The following is a 22,127-nucleotide window of genomic DNA, read 5'->3' on the forward strand; positions in this document are numbered from 1 at the left end:
ATGGTCACAAAACAACTAGTACAGAATGTTATGAATACAAAGATGAGCGATATCCCGGAAGAAGTAAAATTGCATGGGAAGAGAAGTTTATACAATTGGATGGGTGTAGCGATCGGTGCAGCCAATCATCCTTCTGTAGACATGGTTTTGGGATTGAAGGAGGACATCAACTCAGCCGAGCAGGTATCGATTTTTGGCAGGTCTGAAAAGGTCGATCTTTTGTTAGGAAGTTTAATAAACGGAATGTCTTCTCACATTTTCGATTACGATGATACTCACTTGGATACAATCCATCATCCAAGTGGTCCGGTGGCGCCTGTTGTGTTGGCTCTTGCTGAAAAAATGAATATTTCCGGGGAAAAAGCATTGCATGCATTTGTATTAGGATGTGAAGTCGAGTTGCGCATCGCTAACTCGGTTTATCCAAGCCACTATCAATTGGGCTACCATATTACAAGTTCAACAGGCGTGTTCGGTTCTGCTGTTGCAGCGGGTCTCTTGCTGGATTTAACAGAAGAGCAAATGACTTGGGCTTTGGGGATAGCAGGTACACAATCTTTCGGCTTGAGAGAGATGTTCGGAACTATGACAAAACCGTTCCATCCAGGTAAAGCAGCTCAAAATGGCTTGATGGCAGCTCTATTGGCGAAAAAGAATTTCACAAGCTCAACAGAAGTTTTGGAAGCGAAAAGAGGATTTGCAAATGTACTTGCCCCTGAACATGATCTTTCTAAAGTGAATGTTAAGTGGGGAGAACAATGGGAATTGCTGAAAAATGCATTTAAACCTTATGCTTGTGGTATTGTTTTACATCCTTCAATTGATGCATGTATCGCTTTAGGAAAGCAAGTAGAAGCAGATCAAGTTGAAAGAATTGAACTGATAGTTAATCCGTATGTGCTGGAACTTACCGGTAAACCAACTCCTCCTACAGGGCTTGCAGGAAAGTTCAGCATTTACCATACTGGGGCAATTGCATTTTTAGAGGGAGATGCTGGAGAAGACCAGTATGCCGATGAAAAAGTCGCAGATGCGAAAGTTGTGGAGTTCCGGTCAAAAATCAAACCTAAAGTAGATGAAGGGATGAAGGAAGAGGAAGTAATAGCTACTGCCTACTTGAAAGATGGCAGCAAGGTTGAGCATATAGTGAAAAATGCTACAGGCAGTATTGAGAATCCAATGACGGATAAAGACTTAGCCAAGAAATTTAAAAAGCTTACGGCTTCTATCATTGGAGATCAGCAGGTTGAAGAACTTACCAAAGTCTTTTATGAAATGGACCAATTGGATAATTTAAATGAAATGATCAAATTGACTAATCCAACTAAACAAGAAGTAGTAAAATAAGCAATCAAACAAGAAAAGGCCTTTAAGGCCTTTTCTTGTTTGTACCTGCTAAAGAGAGGAGGGATAAAGTGTCTATATTTATTGATGTGCTTATTAATGTAATAAGCCCGATGTTTTTGCTGATTTTAGTAGGTGTTGTTTTACATAGAAAGTTCAACTTTAATCTCCAGACATTTAGCAACCTGCTTATATATTTCCTATTGCCGGTTGTCTGTTTCAAAAATATTTATGAAGCGGACATTTCGAAAGAGACGATAAGTTCAGTTCTCTTATATCTGGTAATATTTAATTTGCTATTAATTGGGGGCTCCATAGCAATTAGTAGATTTTATAATTTCGATAAAAAATTAAGCTCTACATTTCAAAATAGTTCGGTTCTCAGCAACTCGGCCAACTTTGGCCTTCCTGTAAGCAGTTTAGTTTTTGCAGCTAATCCTTTAGGGTTATCGATTCAAATCATGATTGCAATTGCACAAAATATCTTAACTTATACATGGGGATTTTATAATTCTGTTTCTGCTTCAACCAAAGGCAAAGGTGTAATAAAGAAAATTTTGAAATTGCCTATTCTGCACGCATTGGTTTTAGCATTGTTGTTCAGATTGTTTAATATTACAATTCCGAAGCCCATTTACGGACCTCTAGAAACTTCTGCAGATGCTTTTGTAGCGGTAGCTTTAATAACTTTAGGGGCGCAAATAGCTTACATACATATAAGATCAATTTCAAAGCTTGTTATTATTTCTTCATTGTTTCGATTGATATTATCTCCGGTTATCGGTTTATTAGTTATCTTGTCGCTAGGAATTGACGGGACGATCGCCCAAGCCTTATTTATATCTAGCTCGTTTCCTTCGAATAGAAGTGCTTCCCTGTTAGCATTGGAATACAATAACTATCCGGAAGTTGCTTCTTCTGTAGTAGTCATCACAACACTTTCCAGCTGTTTTACAGTAACAATAGTAATCTACCTTTCTCAGTTAGTTTTTCCGTGAAAGGATATTCAATGGAAAGTTAGACCCGGCCAGTAATGACTTTTAAACAAGAAAGTCCGAGAGATTTGGTTCTGTGAAACCGAGAAAGCTACAAAGCGTTCAAGCTTGAAGACAAGAAAATTTTAGCTTCACCATGCCAAAAGGATTCAACTATCCCTGAAAAAACTTTAAACCACCGCTCATTGATGAACGGTGGTTTAAAGTTTGTACTAGAATGCATACTGAAAAAGCGCATAGTACAGCGGGCCAAGCAGGAAGAGCATGAAAACGGCAGCGAAAAGATCCATTGAGCGTGAGCCCTCCGCATCCGCCTCAACCAATGTGCCCTTCAGGAAAAAGTAAAAGAAAATATCCCATAGCAGCGCGCCGACAAAGACGATCTGCCAAAAGAACGGCGTCAGGATTTCGCGGTGGGTGACAAAACCGAAAAGCCCGACCCAAGCGGTAGCCGAAACGGCCAAGTCGATCAGGAAGACAATGTTCTTATAGCCGCCATGGACCAGATAGGCAATGGTTGAAGTGGCCAAAAAGGCTGCGTAGATATACCAAAAAATTTGTATCATGTTTTTAGTTCCTTTTTAGATAGAATGGATGCACGAAGCAACAGTTTCCATTTTAACACTATTTCAAAATAAGAAGTTGAAATAAACCTAGGAGAAAATTACCCAATTACCGGAAATCTGTATAATGGAAGGTATAAACATAGAGCCAAAACAAGCGGGAAAGAACCCGCTTCTTATACAGGAGGAAAACAAGATGAACAAAACCGAACTGATCCAAGCAGTTTCAAATAAAACAAAGCTATCAAAAGACCAGGCAAGCAAGGCGGTCAATGAAATCCTAGGCAGCATCACGCAAGCCCTCCAAAACAGCGAAGAAGTGAAAATCAACGACTTCGGCGCTTTCCAGGTGGCCGAGAAAAGTGAGCGCAAAGGCCGCAATCCGCAAACGGGCGAGGAAATCACCATCGCTGCATCCAAATCACCGCAGTTTAAGGCGGCGAAAACATTGAAAGACGCGGTGAACGGACGCGACTGGATTGAAGACCTTCTTGCGGCAGGGAAACTGACCGAGGATGAGGCGAAAGTTCTCAGCTTTGTGGTGGAGGAGAACCGGAATACGAAAGAGGCGGGTGGTAATTCGGAGGAACGGATTTTAGTTGAAGTGAAAGATATAGCGGAGTCGTTGGAACTGGACTTTAGAGAGACTGAAAGCATTGCGAACCGGTTAATTGGAAAGCGAATATTAAATACGGAAGTGTTTACAAGCCAGATTGATACTGTTTTCTTGCGGGCGAATTATCGGAAGTATATTTAAGAAAGTGAGGAGAAACACATGAAAAAGAAAATCCATGTCGTAGGAGCAGTCATTACAGACGGAGAAAAGATCTTATGCGCACAACGCGGAACTGAAAAAGCATTGCCAGGACTGTGGGAGTTTCCAGGCGGAAAAATAGAGTCAGATGAAACACCGCAACAAGCCTTGCAACGTGAAATTAAAGAAGAAATGCATTGTGAAATAGAAATAGGCGAGCAAGTAGAACACACTGTTCACGAATATGATTTCGGTATTGTTCATTTAACAACTTTCTATTGCAATTTAGTAGAAGGTACACCGGTCCTTACAGAACATACGGCTATTGAATGGCTAAAGCCAAATGAATTGGAAAAGCTGGAATGGGCTCCGGCTGACATTCCAGCGACTAAGAAAATAGCTCACTTGTTATTATCATAAAATAGAATCATGTGTAAAATAATAGTTCATGAATAAGAGACGGTAATTACATTAAAGTAGGAAAAGTGTTGTTAGATATGTAAATTAAAGTGAAGATAGTGTTTAGAATTAAGAAATATACTGTTTTCTATGCGTTTAAATTTTTCTACATAATAAGGTTCTGCAAAAGTTCTTTATTTGTGTAGTAGAACAAATTAAAAATCTTCATGATACTTTGTGTTTTAATTTTATAGCGATCTGTGAAACATAGGTTCAATAAATACGTTTGATTTAAAAATATATTACTTATATTTTAGTACAAAAAAGGATCGTCATAAGACGATCCTTTTAAAAGAAATTTATTCATATATCCAGCACCAACGGCAACTCCAGCAAGACCAGTCCAAAGTGTTTCTGTCATAACGTTTATGAAGAATCGTGCTTGTATAGATGATAATAAGACAGTTTTCATAGGCATCCCCTCCGTTGTTAATATTTTAAGGCTAATAACTCTTAATGCGAATGCTAACAGAAGGTATCCAAGGGGTGGTACAAGTGGTAGCGTGGTTGCACCTATTAGTGCTGGATATATGAGTTACTTAATTTATACTAATATAACATGAAATTCTGTGAAATTAAATATTGAGAAAACTTTAAATCGATAAATTCACAAGTTTACAAACCTTTTTCTTACTATATTGGCTTCAAAACATTATGAATGTATTCCGGAAGAATATGTATAGAAGATATCTTTTTTCTTTGATTAATATGGAAAATTACAATACGGGAATTTTTAAATAACCTTTCAACAAATTCCATGTTTCATCTAAGGTTGATTTTGGTGGTATATAAATAATCGTACCATCTCGTCCTCTTGTTAGAATAACTCTGTACGCGTTAAGTTTAATTTGAAAGGGATTTTCTACACCCCATTGAAAGTGTTGGCCTTTCCACTTGCCATTTTGCAAAGTTAAGTCGTCATCCCAATGAACAAGTGCCATATCCAGTTCTAGCCCCTGTGTTTGAAATTCTGTTGTGCTATAGGCCAGTGTTTTGCAGTAATAAGGCGAAGTAGGATAATTAAAATATTGGGCAATTTTAATAGGGCGCTCATACCGTTCATCTCGTGGTAGAACCGGCACTTGTTTTTGCCGATCAGCTCCGCCGGCGCAAATAACGCCTACTGTTTTTGCATCATCAGAATAAACATGACTTAGAATCGCCTTAGCTCTATTTAAATCGCGCGTTACAAACAAACTGTAATGGTCCTTTGGCAAATGCTGGACAAGCGATTTTGTCTGCTCGAACTGTTCATTTAATAATGAATTAACAATATCGTAATACTGCAATGCAGCATGTGCACGAAACGAGCAATTCAAATGAAGATAAGTATGGGTTTCGTAGCGTCCAGCGTTTATAAATACAGTGTTTGGGTGCTTAGAATGGACCGTAATGTTTTTCCCTTTAATTGCGGTATTCCATAGCGATAATCCACCTTCTTCACCCGAGTATATTTCTTGTCCTTCCCCAATCAATCCAATTGTTACACTCCATGGTTTATTAAACGTAGCAATATGCACCATAATATCAGGTTCACTCAATTGCTTGGGTGCAAGGTTTTTTCTTATAAGGGATTGATCGACCTTTTTCGCGTCCCAGGCCCGTTGCGCCTCATCAAAAATAATTACCTTCTCCTTAGGAATAATATTCTTTTCAAGATAATCCATTTTATAACCATATAATTTTTGTACAAATGTTCGATTTTTTATCGCATCTTGTAAAACATCTACTAATGGGCCATTACCAGATAAATAAACTGCATCTTCAGTATTATGGGCGAAGGCTAAGCCTAAATAGGTTTTCCCTGCTCCTGGTTCACCGGAAACTAAAATTAAATGATGGGTATTCGTAGTTTGAGCCTCTTGGATAATTTGCTGAACAGTTTGTTGAACTTCTGGAAAATTACTACTTGCTACTGCTTTAACATTCGGAAGGGGCTCATTATGCAGAATAGACCTAGCAGCTTCTAACATAGAAGGAGAAGGTTCATACACTCCGGTTACAATCTCTTTAATACTTAGTGAATTAAGTTTTGATTTTTGTAAAATCCTTTTTAGAATTCCTGCTAATCCACCCATCGAAGCAATAGTAATGTCGTATTCTTTTTTGAACAAGGTCTGTTGACCTTCATAATTTGTTAGTAATAAAATACCGGAAACTTCAAGATCAGATTTTTGAATAGCAGAATGATAATGTTCCAAATCTCGCACATATAGTGAAGTTTGAATATACTCAGCAGGTGAGACGGTGTTAAAGCTTTTACACTCAAGGACAATGACAAAGCCATTTAGAAGTAGTAATACATCTGGACGACGTCCCCCTCCGCGCAATATTTCGTATTCAAAGATAAGAGAAGCCTCTATGTCTGGAAACTGATGAAATAAGTCTTGAAGTTTATTGTAACTATCTGTCCAAGCTCGTAATTGAGCTTCTATTTTTGAATCATTCTTCGTTGTACTTTTATATACATGATTTTGTAAACAAACAATAAAGGTCTGTAAATCTAAATGCCTAAACTGTTCAATTGTTCCAGCCCATCCATAATTCACAGCATATTTTCTCCTTTTTATTAGTATTAGAATGAATTTTCTTTCACATTTCATTATACTTGAAATAAATGGATTTTTTATAGAGTACCTTTCTTTAAATAGGAAAATATTTAGTAAAAATTCAACTTTGGAGAGTGTTTTTTATGAGGATGACACGTTCATTAGCCATAAATGAAGTTCTAAATAACCATCAGCTTTGTGAAGTGTTTTTATGTGCCCCACAAGGCGGAATGCGTAAATCTAACCGTACAAATACGTTAACTCTTATTTCCGACAAGACCAAGCTTTATGACGATCGAATTCTTGGAGAAATTTATCATTATACCGGTATGGGACAAACGGGCGATCAAAAGATGAGTGGGCAGAATTTAACATTAGCAGAATCAGATCGAAATAATGTAGAGGTACATTTCTTTGAAGTAATGAAGTCTAGAGAATACACTTATCGTGGTCAAGTAGAACTCGCTGGTGGACCGTATCAGGAACAACAGAAGGATCGAGATGACAGAAAACGCCTTGTATGGATTTTTCCTTTACGCTTAAAAGATAGCAAAGCAAAGTTTACAAAAATTTCCCCCCTAATAAATGATCAACAAGAGCTAAAAGATGAATTTGAAGAAATTAAGCAGGTTGAAAATTTACCAATTCCTCATACAGAAAAAGCACGCTTGATCAAAGCGCGTATTGGCCAAGGAAAGTTTAAAAAGCTCCTACTTGAACGTAATTGTAAATGTGAATTATGTGGAGTAACCGATTCCCGTATTCTAATTGCGAGTCATATTAAGCCTTGGAGTGAATCGACAAATGAAGAGCGTTTAGACATAAATAACGGTTTAGTGCTTTGTCCGAATCATGATGCATTGTTTGACAAGCATTTAATTTCATTTGATGAACAGGGAAAGATTTGTATCTCGAAAACATTAAGCGAAACTGTACGTATATTTATGAATGTGAATGATAATTTACATATTAGCTTTACTAAAAAGCAATTAAATTACATGAGAGATCATTTTAAAAAAATTAAATTAATAGAAGAGAAATGAGGATGAAAAAATTAATTTAAAAGTAAATCAGGCTGTATGGTTAGCACTTGCTGGGCTTACATATAATTAATTTTTTAAATAGAGAAGAAAAAATAAGAAGATGTAGCTTTTGTACAAGCCAATATTAAAAATAAAGCCCAAAGTTTAACAGTTAGTAATGAAGTTTTATCGAAGTAGTAATTTCATAATAAAAGAGACAGAAACTTTGCTTTAGCAAAGTTTCTGTCTCTTTTTAAGTGTTATATTTTAGATATTTGGAACTTGAAAAGATTAATCTTCCCAAAGTTCATCCATCAGATCCTTTATCTCTTTTCTTCGCTTCTCAGTCTCATCCTTCAAAACCGTTACTCGGTCCCCAGTAATTTCTACGAAGTCCCCAGGCGTAGCGAACTTGGGGAAGATACTCTTGTCGAAATCCTTAGTTACTCCTTCAATTTCTACTACCGCAAGTTCCCCTTCAAACCGGTCGATGATCCCTCTGATCGGTTTCTTCGTCATTTCTTTGAGGTCGCAATCGTGATTTTTGACCCAGTTGAGGTGAAGACGATGTTGCCCTTCTGGTCGGTACGATAGACCGTTGCCCGCGCAGTCTTAAAGCGGTTCAGCACATCCTTGGTCGGATGGCCATAAGAATTCTTTCCGACGCTGATGACGGCATGTTTCGGCTTCACAACCTTCAGGAAATCGGTGTTGGAAGAAGTCTTCGCACCGTGATGGCCGACTTTCAGGACATCCGCCTGCAATGTCTGCTTTGCTTTCACCATATCCGTTTCAGATGCCTTCTCCGCATCCCCGGCGAAAAGGAACTTGTTCTTGTTGTAGGTCACATGCAGAACGGCACTCCAGTTGTTCAAGTCACTTTTGCCGAATGCTTTGGTCGGTCCGACGAACTTGGCTGTCACACCTTTTACCGACAACTTTACGCCTGCTTTCGCCGTTTTGATGGTCAGCTTTTCCGCTTTTACGGCTCTTAGGAAATTCTTGAAGGCATCGGTTGTATGCTCCACTTTCGGCGCATAGACCGATTCCACCTTGTAGGCTTTCAGGACTTCATCCAAGCCGCCGAGGTGATCGGCATCCGGGTGGGTGGAAATCAGGATTTCGATGTCATCCACTTTCTGCTTTTTCAGGTAGGCGATGACTTCATCACCCTGCCCTTGGCGGCCGCCATCGATCAGGACATCTTCCCCGTTCGGCATCTTGATGTACGTGGCATCCCCTTGGCCGACATTGATAAAGTGCACCTTCATCGTTTTCGTGGCAGCTGTGGAAGTGGAAGGCAGGCTAAAGACCGTGGCAAGGAGCAAAAGGGATAGGATGAAGTGGATGGTTTTCTTCAAAGCGTCTCCTTCTTTCTTGTAAGTTTTTTACATCTTTATCATAAGCGATGCCCAAGCAGACCACAATAACATTTTTCTTTTTGGTGAAAAGGATTGTAAGGTGGAAATCTGAGGTATAGAATAAGAACAAGCGTTCTCGTAAAAGGGGTTTTTCAGATGGAAGCTCAAGCATTGCCAAACCGAACGATTGCCTGTATCGACATGCGCAGCTTCTATGCCAGCTGTGCAGCGGTGGAGAGGGGGCTCGACCCGCTGGAGGCCTATATCGCCGTTGTCGGGAACCAGGAACGGAAAGGGAGTGTGGTACTGGCTGCCTCGCCGCGCATGAAGAAGGAGTTCGGGGTGAAGACCGGCACCCGGCTGTTTGAGATTCCGGACGATCCCCGCATCCTGCTTGTCGAGCCGAGGATGGGGTTCTTCCTGCGCGTGTCGATTGCAATTACGGAACTCTTGATGGAGTTCGTACCGAAAGAATCGGTGCACGTCTACAGCGTAGACGAGAGCTTTGTGGACCTCACGCATGTGGAAGCGTTATGGGGCAAACCGGAAGCGGTCGTCCGACACATCCAGGACGCGCTCATCTGGCAGTTCGGCCTGCCATCGGCGGTCGGCCTGGGGCCGAATATGTTGCTGGCAAAGCTGGCGTTGGACTTGGAGGCCAAGAAAACGGGCTTTGCGGAATGGACGTATGAGGACGTGCCGAAAAAGCTGTGGCCGGTGGCGCCCCTCAGCAAGATGTGGGGGATCGGTTCCCGGACGGAACGGACGCTGAACGGCATGGGCATCTTCTCGATCGGGGATCTGGCACAAGCGGAGCTGTCGGTGCTCGAGGACCGGTTCGGTATCCTGGGCCACCAGCTTTATCAGCACGCGCACGGCATTGACTTCTCCCAATTGGGAGCGCTGCTCCTGGAAGGGCAGGTCAGTTACGGGAAAGGGCAGATCCTCTATCGGGATTACATCAAAGAAGAGGAAATCATGACCATCATCCTCGAGATGTGCGAGGACGTGGCCATGCGGGCACGGGTAGCGCGGAAGGCCGGGCGGACCATCCACCTGTCCATCGGCTACAGCAAGACCGCATTCGGCGGCGGATTCTCCCGCTCGCAATCGATTGACGAAGCGACAAACGAGACGATGAAGATCTATAAAGTCTGTCAGGAACTCTTCCGGAAGTTCCATCAGGACAAGCCGGTCCGGCAGGTTTCCCTCTCCATTACGAACCTGGAGGACGAGTCGAGCATGCAGCTGAGCCTGTTCGAAGCGCGGAAGTGGGAGAAGCGGAAGGTGGGTGCCGCCATGGATACCATACGGGAAAAGTACGGCTATTCGGCGGTTTACCGAGCGGTATCCGGAACGGAAGCGGGAACCGCCATTGCGAGGACTCGTTTGATTGGGGGACATATAAAATAATGTAAGCTTATTCAGGCGAATAACAGATGTCTTATACATAGTAGGAAGAAAAACAAGGATAAGGAGCGTTGAAAATGGAGAACGTGCTAACACAAGCTTTCAACGGAATCATAAAGGAAAGAGTTGAAGATACTGCCTTCTTGAAAGTTGAACAAACGCCGGAATATGCTGAACTAGATGAACGGATCACGGAAGGCCTTCACCGTTTGAAGGACTCTTTCACAACGGATGAGCAGCGGAGGAGGCTTCAGGAATTGGAAGAGGCATGGGCTTGCCAGAAAGCACTTTATCTGAATCATGCTTACCGGCAAGGATTAGTGGATAGCAACGTGCTGCAAGACGTGTTGAGAAAGTACGAGCACATAGCCAAGTAACCTTGCACAGAAGATCCAAATCGAAACGAGTGAAATGAAAAGAATAGCAGGAGCCCCCTTCTGTTTATCGCTTTGGCTTTAATTGATGGTAGAGGATCTCAGCGCCTTCAGGGCTTAGAAAGAGTCCCGGGGCGTATTCTTTGTTCTCTTTTTTTATTTCCTTCGTGATGTAACAGGCTTTGTATGGCTTGTGCTTTTTCAATACAAGTCTGTCGTTTTCAAGAAAAATTTCCATCTCATCGTTTTCGTGTATATCTAGTAATTTTCGTAAGGTGATCGGCATGACCACCCTCCCTAAAGGATCCAACTTACGAATAATTTTTGGCTTTTTCATGATTAAGCTCTTTTGTTGGGATGGAGAGAAAATTTGCTGTCACATCTCATTAGCGAATCTTTTATATGTAACTTATTTACATATTCATCATAATCGAGTGCTGATCTTCCAACAATAGGTTCTCTATCTTTTATTTAGTTATTAAAGTTAATTCGTAATTTCTTAATTTAAAGCCAGAAAATAATAACTAAAGATAATAGAGGATTTTCTATATTAAAGTTTTTCTAGTAAAGATAACACTTCAAAAGTTTGAAACTTTAGTATTTTAAAAACGTATGAGTTATAAATTGGTATTCTTTATTTAAGTTATTGATAAGGTGAAAATTAATAGTATTGAACAGGATCCGATTAAGATTAAATAACATAAGAGAAATTAAATTAAAAGGAGAACATATGGATCAAATTTTTTCCGCTTTTTTAAAACTTGCGACATCAGAAAACCTTTGGTATTTACCAATTTTAGTTATTCTATATACTGTATGGAATTGGAAATCGAGGAATCGATTTGAACGGATTTTTTTGACAAGAAATGTAGCCATTTTATATAAAGCTTTGAAAGAAGTCTTTCTATTTATAGGAATTTTATTTATAACTTTAATGTTGAATTTTGAAATAGAAAATTTATTAGATCCGCAAGGTTTGAGTTGGAATCATATAGCTTTAATTGCTTATTTCATAGCCATAATATTTTCTACACTTTATACAGTTAACTTTAAACAAATTAGAGAAAAGCAAATAATGAAGCATAAATTAACTGTGCTTTTTATTATGCTCCTTACAATCTTAGTTTCATGGGTAGTTTTTTTAGATTTGGTCCAACTTTCTCTTGCATCGATTGGAAAATCTTTAAAGGGTAATTTTACAGAAACTAACCAAGTTCTAAAAAATATAATATTTGATCAAGGTTCAAATTCTCCAATTATTGCTCTTATAATATTTTCTATTTTATTTTATTTTCCAGTTAAGAGTACTTTAGAGGCCATGTTACAAGAATATATAACTCATTTAAAATTAAAAAAGACACCAAAAATTACAGTGGTTTTGAAAAATGGAAAAGAAATAAAAGAATGTTATATGAAAAATAATCATCCAGGAAAATATCTTCATTTAATGAATAAAGAAAATGCTTCAACACAACATATAGCAATAAATAAAGAGGAAATAGAATACATCATAATAATGGATGAAAACCACAAAGCGGAATTTGATATTTCTATCACTCCTAAGTGATGAAAAATAGATTGATAAGAATTAACCACAGAATTAGTATGCTTTTGCAAAAAAACAGGTTGTAGAAAGATTATAAGATTGAAGAAATAAATTAATAATTGTGTAAAGAATATAAGTATAAATCAGAAGAAAAGGTGATTTTATGAGCAAAGCTATTGTGGCCCGAATGCATGGTGATGATTATCAAGCTTACTTCTTTTGGTCAAAAATAAGTGAAATGTTTCAGGAACATAATAATATAGAAAAAGTAGGGTATGAATACGAAGAAATTAAATCAATTGATGATGTGGTTGTATTTTATAAAAACAGTATCATGGATGAAAATGGAGATGAAGTTAAAGCCGATTACTTTCAAGTCAAATACCACGCTACACAAAATGGGAGTTTCACTTGGGCAGAACTGATAAATCCTGCTTTCATTAACGCTTCATCTGTCTCTTTCTTGCAGAAAATTGCTAACGCTCAAAAGCAAGTTGCTCCAACTGGAAAAGGTGTCCGCTTTTATATAGTTTCTCCTTGGAATATCCACCCCGACGATCAATTATCACAATTCGTTAGCAATGTCGGTGGACAAATTAGAGAAGATAAGTTATTTAAAGGCGGAGACAAAAGTGCTATGGGAAAGGTAAGAAAAGCTTGGCGAGAACATTTAAACATTACAGATGAGGAATTGAAAATTGTTTTAAGAACTCTTCGTATCAAATTTAGTCATAAAAGTATTGAAGACATGAAAAATGATGTGTTTCAATCTTTGTATATGGCTGGTTTTAAACCAATAAATAAAGAGACAAATACCAATCCTTATATTGATTTAATCAAGTTTGCACAAAAAACCGGAAAAACTGAGTTCACTAAAGAGGCAATTATTAAACTTTGTGAACGAGAAGGGTTGTGGATTGGAAAACCACTTATAACCCCAAAAGCAATTCCTATTGGTATCCGTAGTTTTTCAAGAAATACGGAATATATGGATAATGAATTAATACATTTAGAATGTTTGTTGGAAAACTTCAATGATCGGAAGATAAAGAAAGAGTATGATTGGGATACAAATATTTTTCCTAAAGTAGAAAAATTCCTTCATGAATTTACTAGAGAAAAATCATCTTATCATTTGTACTTGGAAACTCATTCGTCTATTGCATTTGCTGCTGGTTATCTTTTAGATTCAAAAGCTGGAGTTAATGTTGCTCCAGTCCAGAATTATGGAGGACGCCAACCTTGGGTGCCAAATCCAAAGGTAGATCTAAGCGGATATACTAATTGGGACTATAAGGTCGAAACATTGGATAACTCAGCAAAAGATATTGCAGTTGTCATTGCTGTTCGACATGACATTTTGGAAGAAGTAAAGTTTTTCATCGACCAGAAACAGTTGCCAATAAAAAAAATTATCGTTATGACACCTGGAATAAATCCTGGCGCTCATATCATTAAGGATGCTACACATGCATGGATATTAGCGGATAACCTCGCCACTAAAGTCAACAATCGAGCACTTGAAGATCGGTTAGGAAAAATGCATATTTTCATGTCTGGCCCAAATGCTTTAACATTTTTCATAGGTCAAAATGCTCGAGCCTTTGGGAAGTTTACTCTGTATGAATATAATTTCGAGACAAGAATCCCCGGAGATTATGAAAGTTCTTTTTCGTTTCCTCCTGGAATTAAAGAAATGTAGGAGGAATAAAAATGGCAACTATACCAACGTACTTTAACGATTTTTTAAAAGAAATCCGGTTAACAGAAAATCAAGTGAATGATTTAATTACAGGTCATGCCACTCTGCGGAAACGCTTAAACGAATATGAAGATTTGTCCCAAATTGTTATCAGCACCTTCTTGCAAGGTAGTTATAGACGAGCAACAGCTACTAGACCCAAAAGCGGAAAACGTTCAGATGTTGATATAATTGTTGTCACAAATTTAGAGCGAAACTCATGTACTCCTGAAGAAGCGCTAAAGCTATTTGAACCTTTTCTTGAAAAACACTATAAAGGAAAATACCGTACACAAGGTAGGTCATTAGGGATTGAATTAAGTTATGTCGATTTAGATTTAGTAATTACCTCAGCACCTTCTGAAAGTCAACAAGAGATACTAACTGCTGATAGCGTGTTAACGGAATATGCCTTAGAAAATTTAGACGACTGGAAATTGGCTAAATCTTGGGTCATACCGAGTCAAAGAACTTTTCTAAATCGTGAATTTGCAAAAGCAGAAAATGAAGCGGAATGGAAAACAGAACCGCTTTATATTCCTGATCGTGAAAAAGAGGAGTGGACCCCAACCGACCCTTTAGCACAAATGAAATTTACTTGGGATAAAAACAGATTGACAAACAAACATTTTGTAAACGTAGTTAAAGCATTAAAATGGTGGCGTAAGTTTGATGATCCAGAGGCAAATCATCCAAAAAGTTACCCGTTAGAGCACCTGATAGGACAAACTTGTCCTGATGGAATCCGTTCGGTAGCCGAAGGAGTCACCTTGACTTTAGAGAATATTATCACTAATTATAAAGATAAACCTGTTATGCCAGACCACGGAGTACCAGAACATGATGTATTTGGCAGATTAACTGAGGAAGAGTACGGTGCATTTTATGAGAGAGCAGTAATTGCTGCTAATATTGCTAGAAATGCTTTAAATGCTGAAACTCTTGATGCTAGTGCTGAACTTTGGAGAGGACTTTTTGGAAATAAATTTCCCCTCCCTCCTTCTCCAAAGGGGACTAACTCCATAGATAGATTTTCAGAAAGAACGAATCAGACCAGTTTAGGATCGAATAGATTTGCTTAATTATAAAAATATCGTTCCTTCAAATGAATTGGCTATAGGCAGAAGGGTAATAGAAGAGTTTAAGAATATTGAACTTCTTGAAGATTTAACGTGGAATCAAGATGAACTTAAGTGGGTTATGAAGTGTGCTATTACTATTGAAACTACAAGCAGTTTCGTTCCTAAGAAGACTATATGGTATATCTTTATTGAAAATTCCTACCCGCTCGGCACAATAAAATTTTATCCGGCTAAAGACGGGGGAATCACTTCGACTTTTCCTCATCAAAATTACAATGCAGAAGGAAAAAATGAAGTTCCATGGCGTCTAGGAGATTTATGTCTAGACACTAATAGTCGACTTTTTAATCGGCTTGGTTTAAGTCCCGAACCCGCAGAGTATTGTTTGCGATTGGGCTGGCATTTCGAGAGAATAATCCATTGGCTTAAAGCCGCAAGTGCAGAGGAGCTTTTTAAACTAGGAGATCCCTTTGAAGTTCCTCAGTTTCCTCAGAACTCAACATTGAAGTTAGCATTTTCTGAAGATGCCACAACAATTAATAACTGGAAAAGTATCAAAGCTAAATATGGTTATGCTGAATTTAATATTGTTAATAAGCACGAGGGAAATCCACTAGTGGTGACTAGTAAGTTTTTCAATTCTCAAGAAAATTTGGTGCTTGAAAATAAGTGGGGAAGTTTTATTGAAAATAATACAGGTTCTTTAATTTTAGGAGGTTGGCTTATTTTGGATGAAATTCCGGTAATTGAACCGTGGCAAGCGCCCATATACTGGGGAGAATTGATGCTCCAGTGCACAAAGCAGCAAGTTGATTTACTACAGATCTTGAAAGAACTTTCCCCAAAAATACGCGAAGAAAAGATTCAAATTTTAATGGTCGGCTTTCCTATTCCAAAAGAAGTTGGAAAAGATAAAACTCAAATTCATTGGGAAGCGATTGAACTACCCTTATTAACTAAAAACAATAAACAGGCCTCTAAAGGATTTAGAGACGAAGAAAAAGGTTACTGGCTCCGCGATCAACATAGAAATTACAAGGCTACAAATCGTATAAAATGGGCAAAAACAGAAAATTGGAATCAGGAACAGTTGATTAGCAGAGGCAGTATTGGAACAGAAGTTTCTTCAAAGCCTACTTTAATTATTGGAGCTGGTGCAGTCGGTTCAGTCGTTGCAGAACTGATGGTCCGTTCAGGGCAAAAAGAAATGACATTATTAGATCAAGATATTTTTCAAGCTGGAAATCTTGTTCGTCATACTTTAACCCTAAACGATTTAAAATCATATAAAGTTGAAGCAATGGAAAAAAGATTACAAAGTATTTCTCCTCATAACAGAATAAAAAGTTTTACTAGCCATTTCCCTTATATCGATGAAGAAACACAAGAAATCATTAAGATGAATGAGGTAATTATAGAGTGTACAGGAGAAAATGATACTCTTATTCATCTTGAAAATTTCAAATGGAATTCTGTTAAAACTTTCATTTCTCTTTCTATCGGCTATGAGGCTAAGTATCTTTATTTGTTTATAGCTAATGGGGAAATTTTTTCTTCGAAGGCTTTCTTTGACTTAATTTCTCCCTGGATGGAAAAAGAGAGAGAAATGACAGATGGAATTGAATTTCCTCGAGAAGGCGTCGGCTGCTGGCACCCAGTTTTTCCTGCAAGAGCTGATGATATTTGGCTATTGGTTTCCACAGCTATTAAGAACATTGAATTGGCAATAAAAGAACCAAAAAAACATCCAACTCTTTTGGTTTTTGAGCAACAAATTGAAGATGGCATATTCAAAGGCATCTTGCTTATTTCTCAGGAGGAATATAAGTGAATAAGCTTTTTAAGTATACTTGTGCCCATTCTGAAATTGAAATTACAATTCTCTCTAGTCAAATACTTAAGCTGCAAGAATTATGTAATCTTTCATTTCCAAATGAAACCGGTGGAATTCTTATAGGCAGCTACTCGCCCAATCAAAAAACGGCAAATATAATTCTGATTACTGCGCCTCCTACTGATTCAAAAAGTAGTCCAAATACATTCATTAGAGGTGTTAAAGGGTTACAACAGCAATTAAATATAGAATGGGAACTAAACGGTAATTATTACTTAGGTGAGTGGCATTTTCACCCTAACGGTTCAAAATATCCAAGTAGTATTGATAAAAATGAGATGAAAAAAATTTCCTTGGCTAAAGAGTATAATTGCCCGGAACCCATTTTGATGATTGTCAATGGGAAGACGAATGAGATTAATATTTCACCGTATGTTTTCTTCAGAAATGGTAGCTTTGCTTCGTTTTCATAAAAATTGCTCTAATTTTATGTATTATAAATGTGAATTGGTTGCTACTACTATTCAATATAAAATTATCGATATAAAAGCCAAGCCTATTTGAAGAGGCTTGGCTTTTAAACAACTCTCTTTTCATAAACCATTAAATTTTTTTACATATTTTAACTAATTAATCCAAAATAAAAATTTACTTCAATAAAGTAAAACAAAATTTTGAAATTAGGATTTTAAATCAAAAACGATCCTTTTTGGTATAGTTCCCGGATCTTAAAAAATTCCTCCATTTTCAACATCGACACATACTCCTCTGTAACATAGTATATGTCGATTATCCTTGATAAATGGGGAATTTTAAAACGGTGTTATTGGGTATTTTATCACCGGTGGTGACAACACCCCCGAGATCGTGAAACTACTATGATTTTTTATACAGGTAGTCGATCAAAATCTGCTAGTTGTTAATATCATAATAGTGGAAAATATAAACAAAGCATCAATACACTCTGTTATAATTTTAGTATGAAGAGACCGGTAAAATTGTATATTTTCTCTTAAAATAATATAAAATGACAGATAGAGAAGGAGTGTTTATCTATGGGAAACAGCTTTAAGGATTTGAATAAAGCAAAAGCTAATAAAAATGATGAGTTTTATACTCGACTGCCAGATATAGAGTTAGAAATGAAGCATTACAAAGACCACTTCAAGGATAAAATAATTTTTTGTAACTGTGACGATCCCTATGAAAGCAACTTCTTTAAGTACTTCTCCATGAATTTCAAATATCTAGGATTGAAGAAATTGATTGCCACTTGTTATGGGACTTCTCCAATTGTCTACACTCAATTGAATATTTTTGGAGAAGAAGAAGTTATCTCCACAGTTCGAGAAGGTAAAAAAGCCTATAAAATCGAGATTACTGAAGTAGAAGATTTAAACGAAGATGGAGCCATTGATCTGACGGATGTTAAGCAGCTTTTAAGAAGTAAAAAAAATGTTCTAACAATGTTGGAAGGTGATGGGGACTTTAGAAGCGAGGAATGTATAGAACTCTTAAAAGAGTGCGACATTGTAGTTACTAATCCACCTTTTAGTTTGTTCAGTGCTTTTATAACAACAGTAACACAATACGAAAAGGATTTTATCATTATAGGAAATACTAACTCGCTTAAATACAAAGAGGTGTTCCCGTTAATTCGAGCAGATAAAGCAAGAACGGGATATACCAACTTTAATAAAGGGATGTTTTTTGAAATTCCTGATCATTATGAAACATACCATCACATTGAAAACGGGAAAAAATTTGCAAGAGTTGCTTCTTCCTGTTGGATTACCACATTGCCAGTAAGCAAACACACAGAATTTGTATCGCTATACAAGAAATATTCGCCTGATAATTATATAAAATATGATAATTATGATGCGATTGATGTAAGTACATACACAGATATTCCTTACGATTACGATGGAATAATGGGAGTTCCTACCACATTTTTGGATAAATTGAATCCAGAACAATTTGAACTGTTAGGTTACGGTGGGGGAGATTTCGCTAAAGAGCTTGGAATAAGAAAGAATCACAGGGGACGTACCGATTTAGCATATACCATAGACGGTCAGCCAAAATGTCCTTACGCCAGGATATTAATCCGAAATAAGATGATCTGAGGAGGGGCGAAAAAATGAAAATTGAACTGCATGAAATAACCGTCCGTGAAATAACAGAGAACTTTATTGATAATGCTGAAGAAGGTGTTGTTGGCTATGATGGACGGTTGAATATTCGCCCGAAGTATCAGCGAGAATTTGTATACGATGAAAAAAAGCGCAATGCTGTGATTGATACTATCCGGAATGATTTCCCTCTCAATATTATGTATTGGGTAAAAAATGATGATGGAACATTTGAAGTGCTTGATGGGCAGCAGCGAACCATCAGTTTTTGTCGATACGTAGAAAATGACTTCTCTATTCAGATCGGCGAGTACCCAAAGGCTTTCTCAAACCTTACACGTGATGAAAAAGAACAAATTCTCGACTATAAGTTAATGGTATATTTTTGCGAAGGAACAGATACAGAAAAATTGGATTGGTTTAAAGTAATTAATATCGCAGGAGAACGTCTTTATGATCAAGAATTACGCAATGCAACATATACTGGCACTTGGCTTACAAGTGCAAAGGCCATTTTCAGTAAATCAAATTGTTCCGCTTATCTTCTATCCAAAGATTATGTTAAAGGTTCTCCTATACGTCAGGAGCTTTTAGAAACTGCACTGAGTTGGATAAGTAAGGGTGAAATAGAAAAATATATGTCAGTTCACCAACATGATCCCAATGCAAATGAACTTTGGACTTACTATAGGAATGTCATCGAGTGGGCCCAGCTTACTTTCCCTACATATCGTAGAGAAATGAAAGGACTCAACTGGGGAAAGCTATACGATGAATTTAAAGATGAAATGTTCGATACTGCAGCGCTGGAAGCGGAAATTAGAACCCTTATGATAGACGATGATGTAACGAAGAAAAGTGGAATTTATGTATACGTTCTGACAAGGAATGAAAAGTATTTGAATATACGTGCTTTTACAGTAGGACAGAAGCGTTCAGCATATGAAAGACAAGATGGGATTTGTCCTCATTGTGAAGAACACTTTGAGTTTGAACAAATGCATGGTGATCATATTACTCCTTGGCATGCAGGTGGCAAAACTTCTGCAGAAAACTGTCAGATGCTTTGTGTAGACTGTAACCTAGCAAAAGGCGGATAACTAGCAGTAATATACATTACGTTATTCCGGACCAGAGACTAACTGTCTCTGGTTTTTTAAATTTTCAAGAACTCGATTTTATTGTTAATATATAGATAGCGTTATTTTTTCTCTGCCCTTCAGAAAAAGTACAGAAAGTAAGAAAAGGGTCCATCGTAGCAATTATACTCACATAGCTGACGTGCAATAGCGATGCTGCTAAGAAGAAAAATACCTGTCCTAGACTCAGAAAAACAATTGCAATGATGAAATAATTTTAGAAAGTGCGAAGTAATCTTTAATTAATAAATTATAAGTTTGGTACGAGATTCATGAATTTATAAAGAGGTTGAGAAGCCAGTACTTTCTTATTTGCAAGTGCTATTATTTCTAGTACAATGACATAGTCGCCTCTTGGTAAGTAAGGAGGTAAAATCTTGAATCTTGAGATTTCATTTAAAAGCTACATATTTAAGTGTACTGTTACTAACAAAGTAATCATTGTTCTTGCCTCTTTGTATTGGCTTTAGATTACATTAACTAAGAATACTTTTGACTAAAATACCAATGCGACACCTTCTTGCTTTTTATGAAGAAGGTGTCGCATTAATAAATTATAATAATTTAACTAAATAAACGCCCTTCTCAAAGCAGCTATTCCAAGAAATGGCTGTTTTGTAACGTAAAATCGACGAGTTTCTTTATAGTATGTTGGCTGTTTCTTCTTCGAGTGCTTTCACCAATTTATAAAAACTAGTCTTTTTAACCCCAGCTTCTTGCATAGCTTCCACTGCCGTTAATTCTTTAGCCTTCCATTTTCTATAAACCTCTTTAAATTCCTCAGAAACAAAAACGGTCGGTCTGCCAAACTGAATACCATTTTGTAACGCCAGGTCGATTCCTTCGCGCTGCCGTTTCCGAATGCGCTCCCGTTTTTCTTCAGCCATCCAGGAAAGAATTTGCAAAACCAAATCCGCAATAAAGGTCCCCATACTATCTTTATATTGAGTTGTATCCAATAACGGCATATCCAATACGACAATATCGGCTTCGATGTTTTTCGTGAGGTCATTCCACTCCTGGAGAATTTCTTCTTTATTTTGGCCAAACCGATCCAACGAGTGGATGTACAAAATGTCGCCTTTTCGAATAACCCGTTTCAGTAATTGATAATTTGCGCGTTCAAAGTTTTTGCCACTCTGCTTGTCCAAATAAATGTCCCGTTCATTGATATCCATTTTTCTCATGGCTTCCAATTGACGGCCTTCATTTTGATCTTTGCTGCTGACACGTATGTAGCCAAATTTACGATGTTCCATAATTCACCTCTATAAACGATTGTTTCCTCTCATTATACCTGAAAAGCGTTCGTAAAAGTGTATGCAATTTCGCGAACGTTCGTAAAGTGATTTGACACGTTTACGAACGCTCTTTTTGCCATTTTTCGGCCCTTTTTCAAGCGTTCGTAAAAGTGTACTTTTACGAAAAGAAAATGAAGATTTAAAAAGTACCATAATATCTATAATTCTATATGTTATAAATAGATGAGAGATATGAAATTTACTTAATATAGGGGGAAGTAATTTGATAGCACATGTCATATTGGGAATTACTATTGATACAAAAATGTGGATTTCCGTTTTGAAATTGCAGAATTCTGAAAATATTTATGTAATTGACTATGAATATTTTGGAGAACCAATATTATCAAATGAAGTAATATATATATCATCTTTAGATGCTAAGAAGCAATTAACAAAATATGATTCAATTAGTTTTTATAAATCTATGTATGTATATCCGGGAATGGATGGTAAGATGTCATCTTTATACAAGAAATAATGTTAGTATGGCACCATTAAAACTTCCTTTTATAAAG

Annotated in this window: 21 protein-coding genes and 1 pseudogene; 15 read left to right on the plus strand and 7 right to left on the minus strand. The window is 37.5% G+C overall.

The window, feature by feature from the left end; translation table 11 throughout:
- On the plus strand, window positions 1-1,347 hold the full coding sequence (locus FQV28_RS14520; RefSeq protein WP_146497219.1) for an MmgE/PrpD family protein: 1,347 nt from the start codon (window positions 1-3) through the stop codon (window positions 1,345-1,347).
- Between the two features lie 68 nt (window positions 1,348-1,415).
- Entirely contained in the window at window positions 1,416-2,342 is a 927-nt protein-coding gene (locus tag FQV28_RS14525; protein WP_255472967.1) for an AEC family transporter, read from the plus strand.
- A 209-nt stretch (window positions 2,343-2,551) separates the two neighbouring features.
- On the opposite strand, the gene FQV28_RS14530 is transcribed toward FQV28_RS14525, so the two are convergent.
- The gene (locus tag FQV28_RS14530; protein WP_146497220.1) at window positions 2,552-2,905 is read right to left on the minus strand and encodes a hypothetical protein; all 354 of its coding nucleotides are present in this window, start codon (window positions 2,903-2,905) and stop codon (window positions 2,552-2,554) included.
- Window positions 2,906-3,098: 193 nt separating this feature from the next.
- Between FQV28_RS14530 and FQV28_RS19580 the strand changes: the two are divergent.
- A pseudogene (locus FQV28_RS19580) lies at window positions 3,099-3,374 on the plus strand (HU family DNA-binding protein); the annotation flags it as partial.
- A 303-nt stretch (window positions 3,375-3,677) separates the two neighbouring features.
- Entirely contained in the window at window positions 3,678-4,076 is a 399-nt protein-coding gene (locus FQV28_RS14540) for a (deoxy)nucleoside triphosphate pyrophosphohydrolase (protein ID WP_146497222.1), read from the plus strand.
- Between the two features lie 292 nt (window positions 4,077-4,368).
- Here the strand turns inward: FQV28_RS14540 and FQV28_RS19285 are convergent, their stop codons facing one another.
- Both FQV28_RS19285 and FQV28_RS14545 read right to left on the minus strand, forming a co-directional pair.
- Window positions 4,369-4,527, minus strand: a complete 159-nt coding sequence (locus tag FQV28_RS19285) for a hypothetical protein (RefSeq protein WP_186763908.1) — start codon at window positions 4,525-4,527, stop codon at window positions 4,369-4,371.
- Between the two features lie 304 nt (window positions 4,528-4,831).
- Window positions 4,832-6,664, minus strand: a complete 1,833-nt coding sequence (locus tag FQV28_RS14545; protein ID WP_146497223.1) for a DNA/RNA helicase domain-containing protein — start codon at window positions 6,662-6,664, stop codon at window positions 4,832-4,834.
- A 143-nt stretch (window positions 6,665-6,807) separates the two neighbouring features.
- Here FQV28_RS14545 and FQV28_RS19290 point away from each other — a divergent pair, with 143 nt between their 5' ends.
- Window positions 6,808-7,707: an HNH endonuclease gene (locus FQV28_RS19290; RefSeq protein ID WP_186763891.1), complete on the plus strand. Its 900-nt coding sequence runs from the start codon at window positions 6,808-6,810 to the stop codon at window positions 7,705-7,707.
- A 270-nt stretch (window positions 7,708-7,977) separates the two neighbouring features.
- Here FQV28_RS19290 and FQV28_RS14555 read toward each other — a convergent pair whose 3' ends face one another.
- Together FQV28_RS14555 and FQV28_RS14560 are read right to left on the minus strand one after the other, a co-directional pair.
- Window positions 7,978-8,205, minus strand: coding sequence for a DUF3006 domain-containing protein (locus FQV28_RS14555; RefSeq protein ID WP_146497224.1), 228 nt, complete (start codon window positions 8,203-8,205; stop codon window positions 7,978-7,980).
- Entirely contained in the window at window positions 8,202-9,047 is an 846-nt protein-coding gene (locus FQV28_RS14560) for a ComEC/Rec2 family competence protein (protein ID WP_370455138.1), read from the minus strand. Before FQV28_RS14560 ends, FQV28_RS14555 begins: the two co-directional genes overlap by 4 nt.
- A gap of 156 nt (window positions 9,048-9,203) precedes the next feature.
- On the opposite strand from FQV28_RS14560, the gene FQV28_RS14565 reads away from it, so the two are divergent.
- Entirely contained in the window at window positions 9,204-10,460 is a 1,257-nt protein-coding gene (locus FQV28_RS14565) for a Y-family DNA polymerase (protein WP_146497226.1), read from the plus strand.
- A 74-nt stretch (window positions 10,461-10,534) separates the two neighbouring features.
- The gene (locus tag FQV28_RS14570; RefSeq protein WP_146497227.1) at window positions 10,535-10,834 is read left to right on the plus strand and encodes a hypothetical protein; all 300 of its coding nucleotides are present in this window, start codon (window positions 10,535-10,537) and stop codon (window positions 10,832-10,834) included.
- A gap of 64 nt (window positions 10,835-10,898) precedes the next feature.
- Here FQV28_RS14570 and FQV28_RS14575 read toward each other — a convergent pair whose 3' ends face one another.
- Window positions 10,899-11,168 (minus strand): AbrB/MazE/SpoVT family DNA-binding domain-containing protein, encoded by a 270-nt coding sequence (locus FQV28_RS14575; protein WP_146497228.1) that lies wholly within the window; start codon window positions 11,166-11,168, stop codon window positions 10,899-10,901.
- 393 nt (window positions 11,169-11,561) lie between these two features.
- Here FQV28_RS14575 and FQV28_RS14580 point away from each other — a divergent pair, with 393 nt between their 5' ends.
- The 7 genes from FQV28_RS14580 to FQV28_RS14610 all read left to right on the plus strand — a co-directional run bounded on the left by FQV28_RS14580 (window position 11,562) and on the right by FQV28_RS14610 (window position 20,269).
- Window positions 11,562-12,398 carry a hypothetical protein gene (locus FQV28_RS14580; RefSeq protein WP_146497229.1) on the plus strand — a complete coding sequence of 279 codons (837 nt, stop codon included), beginning with the start codon at window positions 11,562-11,564 and terminating at the stop codon, window positions 12,396-12,398.
- A gap of 142 nt (window positions 12,399-12,540) precedes the next feature.
- Window positions 12,541-14,079: an SAVED domain-containing protein gene (locus FQV28_RS14585; RefSeq protein WP_146497230.1), complete on the plus strand. Its 1,539-nt coding sequence runs from the start codon at window positions 12,541-12,543 to the stop codon at window positions 14,077-14,079.
- An 11-nt stretch (window positions 14,080-14,090) separates the two neighbouring features.
- Window positions 14,091-15,200 carry an SMODS domain-containing nucleotidyltransferase gene (locus FQV28_RS14590; RefSeq protein WP_146497231.1) on the plus strand — a complete coding sequence of 370 codons (1,110 nt, stop codon included), beginning with the start codon at window positions 14,091-14,093 and terminating at the stop codon, window positions 15,198-15,200.
- Complete coding sequence (locus tag FQV28_RS14595) at window positions 15,193-17,031, plus strand: ThiF family adenylyltransferase (RefSeq protein WP_146497232.1); 1,839 nt, start codon at window positions 15,193-15,195, stop codon at window positions 17,029-17,031. The genes FQV28_RS14590 and FQV28_RS14595 overlap by 8 nt, the downstream gene beginning before the upstream one ends.
- On the plus strand, window positions 17,028-17,507 hold the full coding sequence (locus tag FQV28_RS14600) for a Mov34/MPN/PAD-1 family protein (RefSeq protein ID WP_146497233.1): 480 nt from the start codon (window positions 17,028-17,030) through the stop codon (window positions 17,505-17,507). The genes FQV28_RS14595 and FQV28_RS14600 overlap by 4 nt, the downstream gene beginning before the upstream one ends.
- Before the next feature lie 582 nt (window positions 17,508-18,089).
- The gene (locus FQV28_RS14605; RefSeq protein WP_146497234.1) at window positions 18,090-19,163 is read left to right on the plus strand and encodes an adenine-specific methyltransferase EcoRI family protein; all 1,074 of its coding nucleotides are present in this window, start codon (window positions 18,090-18,092) and stop codon (window positions 19,161-19,163) included.
- Window positions 19,164-19,177: 14 nt separating this feature from the next.
- Window positions 19,178-20,269 carry an HNH endonuclease family protein gene (locus tag FQV28_RS14610; protein WP_146497235.1) on the plus strand — a complete coding sequence of 364 codons (1,092 nt, stop codon included), beginning with the start codon at window positions 19,178-19,180 and terminating at the stop codon, window positions 20,267-20,269.
- 680 nt (window positions 20,270-20,949) lie between these two features.
- Here FQV28_RS14610 and FQV28_RS14615 read toward each other — a convergent pair.
- Window positions 20,950-21,567 (minus strand): recombinase family protein, encoded by a 618-nt coding sequence (locus FQV28_RS14615; protein WP_146497236.1) that lies wholly within the window; start codon window positions 21,565-21,567, stop codon window positions 20,950-20,952.
- A gap of 265 nt (window positions 21,568-21,832) precedes the next feature.
- Between FQV28_RS14615 and FQV28_RS14620 the strand changes: the two genes are divergently transcribed.
- A complete protein-coding gene (locus FQV28_RS14620) occupies window positions 21,833-22,090 on the plus strand; it encodes a hypothetical protein (RefSeq protein WP_146497237.1) in 258 nt (85 codons plus the stop codon).
- The last annotated feature ends 37 nt before the right edge of the window (window positions 22,091-22,127 follow it).

Source organism: Planomicrobium sp. CPCC 101079 (assembly GCF_007859275.1).
Classification (GTDB): Bacteria; Bacillota; Bacilli; order Bacillales_A; family Planococcaceae; genus Planococcus.

What these genes read in the sequence shown, in the direction of transcription:
- FQV28_RS14520 (WP_146497219.1), top strand. Translation starts at nt 1, where the DNA reads ATGGTCACAAAACAACTAGTACAGAATGTTATGAATACAAAGATGAGC.
- FQV28_RS14580 (WP_146497229.1), top strand. Translation starts at nt 11,562, where the DNA reads ATGGATCAAATTTTTTCCGCTTTTTTAAAACTTGCGACATCAGAAAAC.
- FQV28_RS14530 (WP_146497220.1), bottom strand. Translation starts at nt 2,905, where the DNA reads ATGATACAAATTTTTTGGTATATCTACGCAGCCTTTTTGGCCACTTCA.
- FQV28_RS14570 (WP_146497227.1), top strand. Translation starts at nt 10,535, where the DNA reads ATGGAGAACGTGCTAACACAAGCTTTCAACGGAATCATAAAGGAAAGA.
- FQV28_RS14540 (WP_146497222.1), top strand. Translation starts at nt 3,678, where the DNA reads ATGAAAAAGAAAATCCATGTCGTAGGAGCAGTCATTACAGACGGAGAA.
- FQV28_RS14590 (WP_146497231.1), top strand. Translation starts at nt 14,091, where the DNA reads ATGGCAACTATACCAACGTACTTTAACGATTTTTTAAAAGAAATCCGG.
- FQV28_RS14615 (WP_146497236.1), bottom strand. Translation starts at nt 21,567, where the DNA reads ATGGAACATCGTAAATTTGGCTACATACGTGTCAGCAGCAAAGATCAA.
- FQV28_RS19285 (WP_186763908.1), bottom strand. Translation starts at nt 4,527, where the DNA reads ATGAAAACTGTCTTATTATCATCTATACAAGCACGATTCTTCATAAAC.
- FQV28_RS14565 (WP_146497226.1), top strand. Translation starts at nt 9,204, where the DNA reads ATGGAAGCTCAAGCATTGCCAAACCGAACGATTGCCTGTATCGACATG.
- FQV28_RS19290 (WP_186763891.1), top strand. Translation starts at nt 6,808, where the DNA reads ATGAGGATGACACGTTCATTAGCCATAAATGAAGTTCTAAATAACCAT.
- FQV28_RS14610 (WP_146497235.1), top strand. Translation starts at nt 19,178, where the DNA reads ATGAAAATTGAACTGCATGAAATAACCGTCCGTGAAATAACAGAGAAC.
- FQV28_RS14605 (WP_146497234.1), top strand. Translation starts at nt 18,090, where the DNA reads ATGGGAAACAGCTTTAAGGATTTGAATAAAGCAAAAGCTAATAAAAAT.
- FQV28_RS14575 (WP_146497228.1), bottom strand. Translation starts at nt 11,168, where the DNA reads ATGAAAAAGCCAAAAATTATTCGTAAGTTGGATCCTTTAGGGAGGGTG.
- FQV28_RS14555 (WP_146497224.1), bottom strand. Translation starts at nt 8,205, where the DNA reads ATGACGAAGAAACCGATCAGAGGGATCATCGACCGGTTTGAAGGGGAA.
- FQV28_RS14585 (WP_146497230.1), top strand. Translation starts at nt 12,541, where the DNA reads ATGAGCAAAGCTATTGTGGCCCGAATGCATGGTGATGATTATCAAGCT.